This window comes from Marisediminitalea sp., from assembly GCF_984433645.1.
Window position 1 is genome coordinate 1 of record NZ_CFIDRX010000216.1, and the last position, 6,639, is coordinate 6,639.

A 6,639-nucleotide genomic window follows, 5' to 3' on the forward strand; every position below is an offset into this window, starting at 1 on the left:
AAATGCGGTTGCATGCGGGTTTCGAGATAACGCTGAGTCGCTTTTACAAACAAGGCTTCCTTGTTGCCGAACGCGCGATACATGCTGGGTTTGTTGATCCCCATGCTATCAATCAAATCTGTCAGCGACGCGCCAGTATAGCCCTTCTGCCAAAATACCTGCATGGCGGCTTCGAGGGCAATCTCTGCATCAAATTCACGTTTACGGCCACTTGTCACGATTATCGTCCTGCTACTGCTTCAATGTGCATATTTTACCCTTCGGTACAATAAATGCAAAAAAAAGCGTATTCGCAACAACAGTAGAAAAATATTACGCGGGCACACGCTCATAGTGAGCGCGTTTTTTCTGATACATACGCTGATCCGCCATTTCAATGAGTGGTTCTATTTGCTGGGCATCGTCAGGGTAAACAGCGCTGCCAACTGAGGCACTTAAACGAATGTTCTGCCCTTTACATTCATGCGGCCTGACTAACGCGCTATGCAACCGTTGTGTTGCTTTGCTTAATGCATCTGCAGTTTGCAGGTTACTCACTACCACCCCAAATTCATCACCGCCAATGCGAGCGACTAAATCAGAGGGTCGGAAAGCACTTTGTAAGCGCCGGGCCATTTCGGCCAGTAGGGTATCGCCTGCGCGGTGTCCCAGTTCGTCATTGACCCGTTTTAATCCGTTCATATCAATAATCATGACGCCAAAACGATGCGCGTATTTGCAGTCGCTGACCTGCACTTCCCTGCGTAATCGCTCCATAAATGCGGAACGATTCTTTAGTTCTGTGAGGCTGTCGTGAGTGGCCTGGTGCACCAGATTGTCGGGCACATAACGATGGCAAAAATACAAAGACGCAGCGACTTGCTCAGACACCAATCGCAGTATCGCCGCGTGCTCAGTAGTAAAATGCTGCTTGCGACAGGACAAGACTTTCAGTACGCCGACCATATCGTTGGAATGTGCCAGTGGAATCAACAGCATCGACTCAATGCCTTGGGCTTTACAAGCAGGCTGATTGACCCGCGGGTCTGAATCGACATCATTACACAGCTGCAGTTCGCCGGTTTGAATACTGTACCCGGACAGGCTTTCGTGAATAGGCAGACGTAAACCGGAGTGCGCATTCGCAATGCCACTGGTTGCGCGGTACACCATGAAATCACCTTCTCGCAGTTCAATTGCCGCGCCATCGCATTGAATAAGTTCACAACAATATTCTACAACCAGTTGCATTACCGACGACAAGTCCATGCCGACTTTAGCGATAGCGGTTTGCATATCAATAATTTGCTTGAGTTTATTGCTGCGATCCTGCCAGGACGGCCCGATCGTGTGCCAGGAAGCTTGATTCATATGTTTTCGCCCGTATTCACGCGCTACAACGCTATAAAAGCAACGCTTGTCTATCTAATTATTCTTCTAAAACACCGGCACTGTCTGTGGTATCCCTCTCACTGCGGCGTAACTGTCGTTTATATCATGGTGTTAACCGTTGCCTTTTATACTCCACTTTGAATAATTTTTAAACTGCAACAGTCTATTTTTTAGACAAAAAGTTTTATAACTTCTTTTTCGCTCCCTCTCCAGTTCATTTAACGCCACAGCTCGATTCGCCACTGGGCAAATTTACAATAGTTGAAACAGTAAACACGACGAATGCCCTTCATATTGAAAAAAATGCTTTACCGCTGTATGAAAAACAATCGTTCGAACGAGATAAAAGTGTAACTCACTTTCAAATGGTATACTGTATGACATGGTGTTGAACGTACAAATTCGTACAGTCGCCGATAACAAAAAAGATAATAGACAAACTCTCCTTAGGAGTAATTTATAGATGTCAATTGTGGTTAAAACCCTGTCGGAACAAGCTTACGAAATTATTCGTGAGCGTATCCTCGCCAACGATATGTTTCCGGCAAAACCCATTCGTCAGGACGCACTCTCTCAGGACTTAGGAGTGAGTAAAATACCGCTGCGTGAAGCCCTTACACGTTTGGAGCAAGACGGACTACTGATTTCGCACCCAAACCGAGGCTTTATCGTTCGCCCGATTAGCCTGGCTGAAGCCGAAGACGTATTTCAATTACGTCAAACGCTGGAGCCCGAGGCCGCCGCTCAGGGTTGTAAAAAAGCAACCGAACAGGACAAGCAAAAAGTAGAGGAAATCTACAAGCGCCTGCAGAGTATGGCATACGAAATATCCCCCGCAGCCGTTACCGTAAACCGTGAATTTCACCTTGCATTAACCGCACCGGCCAATCGAAAGATTACCCAGGAGTTATTGACCAAGGTGCATTTGCTGTCAGAGCGCTATGTTCGCAGGCACCTTGAGCCACCTGATCGCGAAGCCGATGCGTATCGCGAGCACCAGGAAATCTTTGATGCCTGGATGAACAAAGACGCCAAGAGGGTGAAAAAGCTGCTCAAAGAGCACACGCAAAGTACCCTGGAAGACCTCCGCGGCGAACTTTTCGAATAACAAACAAATCCCGTTTCAGGTTGCCGCCTCAAACGGGATTTTTATTTACTCTGCCATATATACATACAAAGCAGGTCTCGCCCTCCACCAGATATTTTAGGGGGTTGATCCTATCCGCAGCTTGTTAACACAACAATTTTGTATACTCTGGAACAGATAACAACAACAGAGACGTTCCATGGTTTTTACCCGTATCAGACAGTTAACGGCCATCGCCGCCGCTGTCGCAATCACCTCTTTGTCTGCCTGCAGCAGTACAGAATCTTCAGATGTCGTTGAGGCTAACGAGTCTACGCCCTACAGTTTAAAAAGCGGTGGACAGGTTGCACCGCTACAGCAAGGTCTCACTGTCGAACATGCCGACCTCACCTTTGCGTTCGATTTTGACAACAAAATTCTCATGGGTACAACAACCCTGACACTGAAAGGTGAAGGCAGCAGAAGCGCTTTCTCCGTCGATTTAGACAGTGTCTTTACGGTTAATAGCGTTGCGGTAAATGGCGAATCACTAGCCGCATCACAGTACCGCAACGTGGGTGGCGAGTTGCAAATCACACCATCTTCAGAAGTGACTTTGCCGTTAACCGTGACCATTAGCTACGAGGGGCAACCCCGAATTCCGGTACGCGCCCCCTGGGATGGCGGCGTAATGTGGGAAAAAACACCCGATGGCGCAAACTGGCTGGCAACCGCGGTGCAAGGAGAAGGTTGTGACCTTTTCTGGCCTTGCATAGACCAGCCACACGGCGAACCCAATCAGACCGATTTACATATTCAGGTGCCCAAGCCTCTGGTCGCGGCCAGCAATGGCGTACTGGTTGATGTTACCGACAATGGCGACACGCGCACGTATCACTGGCAAACACGCTCGGCTCACAACACTTACGGTATTGCTCTGAATATTGCGCCGTACGAAAAGCTCGAAACCACCTATTCGAGCATCTATGGCAACACTTACCCCATAGTGTACTACCACCTCCCGGGCAACGAACAACAAGCAAAAGTACTGTTCGACGAAATCCCCACCATGCTGACGTTTTTCGAGCGCATGATTGGGCCGTACCCGTTTGGTAATGAGAAAGTCGGCGTGGCGCAAACCCCGCATTTGGGTATGGAACACCAAACCATTAATGCCTATGGCAACGAGTACAAAAAAGACGAATTCGGTTTCGACTGGCTGCTGCAACACGAATTTGCCCATGAGTATTTCGGCAACCAGGTGACTAACGACAACTGGGATCACATGTGGATCCACGAAGGACTCGGCAGCTACATGCAACCTTTGTTTGCTCAGTATTTGTCGGGGGATGTTGCCTACATGACTTACCTGAACAATCAGCGTAAAGGGCTCATTAATACCCACCCCATCGTGTCTAACAAACTCATGGAAGTGGAACAGGTTTACGAGCGCGGTGTCGGCCCGGCACTGGATATTTACTACAAAGGCTCCTGGATCATGCATACCCTGCGAAACCTGATTGGCGACGACGCCTTTTTCAGCGCAGTGCGCGAGCTTGTTTATGGCACTGACCAGCCCAAACCAGGTAACTTCACCACTATTTACCGCAATACCCAGGACTTCATCGAGATAGTTAATCGACGTACCGGCAAGGATTTAAGCTGGTTTTTCGACGTGTATTTGTATCAGCCCAAGCTACCAAAACTGGTTGAAACACGCACCGAAGACACTGTGACCTTTAGCTGGAACAGCCCGCAAAACTTACCCTTCCCAATGCCTCTTGAAGTATCGGTGAATGGCGAAGTACAAGTGCTGGATATCACGTCACCGAAAACCATAACCGTTACCCCCTTCGATGTAGTGATTGCCGATCCCAATAGCAAAGTGCTCCGATACGAAGCGCGATACGACAACAAACAATAAACTTGTGTAATCCAACTTTGAGCCACTTCGCACCTGACAGTTTGAGTCAGGTGCGAATAACCGCAAAATTCGGTCGTTTGGCCCAAATTGCCCGGTATAAACTTGTTGTTTAGCCCCCCCTGAGCAAACATAGTAGTAACACAGGCGGTGTACTTGTCTCTAGCGCAACGTACCCGCACTAAAAACAGAAAAAATATAACGACAGGAGTACAAGGTGAACTTCGTTAAGTTAACCCTGATGTGTTTAATTATGAGCCTCAGCGCGACCGCGACTGCAGGTTTAAAACGCTACCCGCACCCTAATCCGGATATGCCATTTTCACTCGCCACACAAGTCGACAACATTGTGTATTTGTCTGGCCAAATCGCCGCAGATGAACACGGACAGCTCGCCGACAATATCACCGAGCAATCTCACCAGGTTATGAAAAATATCAAGTCCGCACTTAACAGTATCGGCCTGGATATGGAAGATATCTTCAAGTGTACGGTGATGATAGACGACATCGCCCAATGGCCTGACTTTAACAAAGTCTATGTACAGTACTTTTCCAAAGGCGCCCTACCCGCCCGCAGCGCGTTCGGTGTCGACGGCCTCGCCATGGGCTCCATGCTTGAAGTAGAGTGCATGGCACACAAACGCCGTATGTAAAACATCATCCCGGCCCAGAGATGGCAGATAAAACAACCGTCATCCCGGACTTGTTCCGGGACCTTGGCTTGTTCCGGGACCTAAACGAAAAGGCCGTGATCTAAAAACAGCACACCTTCAGCACTTCGATTTGATAGATCCCGGATATGCGCTGCGCGATTCCGGGACGACGGATGGGGATATACGCTGCGCGATTCCGGGACGACGGAAAGGAACAAGCGCTTCGCTTTTTTCGCTACAACAGTTACTGGATAAAACAACCGTCATCCCGGACTCGTTCCGGGACCTTCCGGACTTGTTCCGGGACCTTCCGGGCTTGCCCCGGGACCTTGGCTTGTTCCGGGACCTTTTCAAAAAGGCCGCGATCCAATAACAACCAACTTCTGCACTTCGATTTGATAGATCCCGGATATACGCTGCGCGATTCCGGGACGACCCTCTCACTGTCATCCCGGGCTTGTCCCGGGAACTAATAAAAAGGCCGCGATCTATAAACACCCACCTTCTGCACTTCGATTTGATAGATCCCGGATAAACGTCATCCCGGACTTGTTCCGGGATCTTCGGGACGACGGATAGTAGATAAAAACCCAAAAGTACCACATGCAATCAATTACATGTAAACTACGCGCACTATGTCATACCCCGTCCCAGACACACCACTAGAAGTACTCTTCGAAGTTAAAAAGAGTAAATTTTTTGCGTTTGCCGCCTGCACACCAGATCGCGAAACGGCGATGCAGTACCTGGCAGCAAAACGTGCAGAATACCCTGATGCCCGCCACCATTGCTGGGCGTATCTACTGGGGAATCCGCATTCTCCCACCAGTGCAGCAATGTCTGACGACGGCGAGCCCAGTGGCACTGCCGGCAAACCGATACTGAATGTGTTACAACACAAGGGCGTGGGTGATATCACAATCATCGTGACCCGCTATTTCGGCGGTATAAAGCTTGGCGCAGGCGGATTAGTGCGCGCTTATTCTTCTGCCGCGCAACAAGTAATGGAAAATCTATCGCTCAAGGAACAGGTAACACTGAGTAAGTTACTGGTTAAAGCAGACTTTAGACACGAGCAGTTCGTGCGACATATCGTCACCGAGCAACAGGGCATTGTCGAAGAATGTGACTATGCAGAGCAGGTCTCCATGCAAATTGCACTACCTGCACCGGCCATTGAAACCCTCACGCAGCTTTGTGTAAGTCAGGGTATTCAGGTAATTCAGCCGGACTAGCTACACAATAGCTGCCGCTTGCTGCAGTTCGCGTCTCGACAACAGGTTGGCCTTCTCTCCACCAAAGCTGTGTACAATGGCGTAAGCGCTACTGGCGGGAATTTTAAGGTGAATACACAGGGCAAAAAGAAATAAACGACACCGCTCGCAGGCACCATCGCAATGTAAATATACCCGCCCACCTTCATTCAGGGTTTGTGACACCTCCAGCAAATACTGCTGTAAAAAGGCTTTTTCCGTTTCGTTTTGTACAAAGATATCAGACACATTAAACGGCAGCCACAACCAATGCATACCGGCACTTTCAACGTCGGCTTTTAATTCAGGTTTGTTTTCTTCAGAAGTTTGGATAGTGGCAATATGTGTGATGCCCTGCTTTTTTAAAGCATGC

At 48.9% G+C, this 6,639-nt stretch carries 7 protein-coding genes; 4 read left to right on the forward strand and 3 right to left on the reverse strand.

Going from position 1 to position 6,639, the window contains the following annotated elements; translation table 11 throughout:
- Together AC4MRN_RS18715 and AC4MRN_RS18720 are read right to left on the reverse strand one after the other, a co-directional pair.
- Positions 1–218: TetR/AcrR family transcriptional regulator (locus AC4MRN_RS18715; protein ID WP_491204142.1), on the reverse strand; the 218-nt coding region annotated here is incomplete at its 3' end.
- A 94-nt stretch (positions 219–312) separates the two neighbouring features.
- Positions 313–1,350, reverse strand: coding sequence for a sensor domain-containing diguanylate cyclase (locus tag AC4MRN_RS18720; protein ID WP_491204143.1), 1,038 nt, complete (start codon positions 1,348–1,350; stop codon positions 313–315).
- Positions 1,351–1,834: 484 nt separating this feature from the next.
- Between AC4MRN_RS18720 and AC4MRN_RS18725 the strand changes: the two genes are divergently transcribed.
- The 4 genes from AC4MRN_RS18725 to AC4MRN_RS18740 all read left to right on the forward strand — a co-directional run bounded on the left by AC4MRN_RS18725 (position 1,835) and on the right by AC4MRN_RS18740 (position 6,248).
- The gene (locus tag AC4MRN_RS18725; RefSeq protein ID WP_073319940.1) at positions 1,835–2,479 is read left to right on the forward strand and encodes a GntR family transcriptional regulator; all 645 of its coding nucleotides are present in this window, start codon (positions 1,835–1,837) and stop codon (positions 2,477–2,479) included.
- A gap of 178 nt (positions 2,480–2,657) precedes the next feature.
- Positions 2,658–4,361 carry a M1 family metallopeptidase gene (locus AC4MRN_RS18730; protein ID WP_491204144.1) on the forward strand — a complete coding sequence of 568 codons (1,704 nt, stop codon included), beginning with the start codon at positions 2,658–2,660 and terminating at the stop codon, positions 4,359–4,361.
- Between the two features lie 214 nt (positions 4,362–4,575).
- Complete coding sequence (locus tag AC4MRN_RS18735; protein WP_245819128.1) at positions 4,576–5,013, forward strand: RidA family protein; 438 nt, start codon at positions 4,576–4,578, stop codon at positions 5,011–5,013.
- Positions 5,014–5,648: 635 nt separating this feature from the next.
- Positions 5,649–6,248 (forward strand): YigZ family protein, encoded by a 600-nt coding sequence (locus AC4MRN_RS18740; protein WP_073319946.1) that lies wholly within the window; start codon positions 5,649–5,651, stop codon positions 6,246–6,248.
- On the opposite strand, the gene AC4MRN_RS18745 is transcribed toward AC4MRN_RS18740, so the two are convergent.
- Positions 6,249–6,639: protein-tyrosine phosphatase family protein (locus tag AC4MRN_RS18745; RefSeq protein ID WP_491204145.1), on the reverse strand; the 391-nt coding region annotated here is incomplete at its 5' end.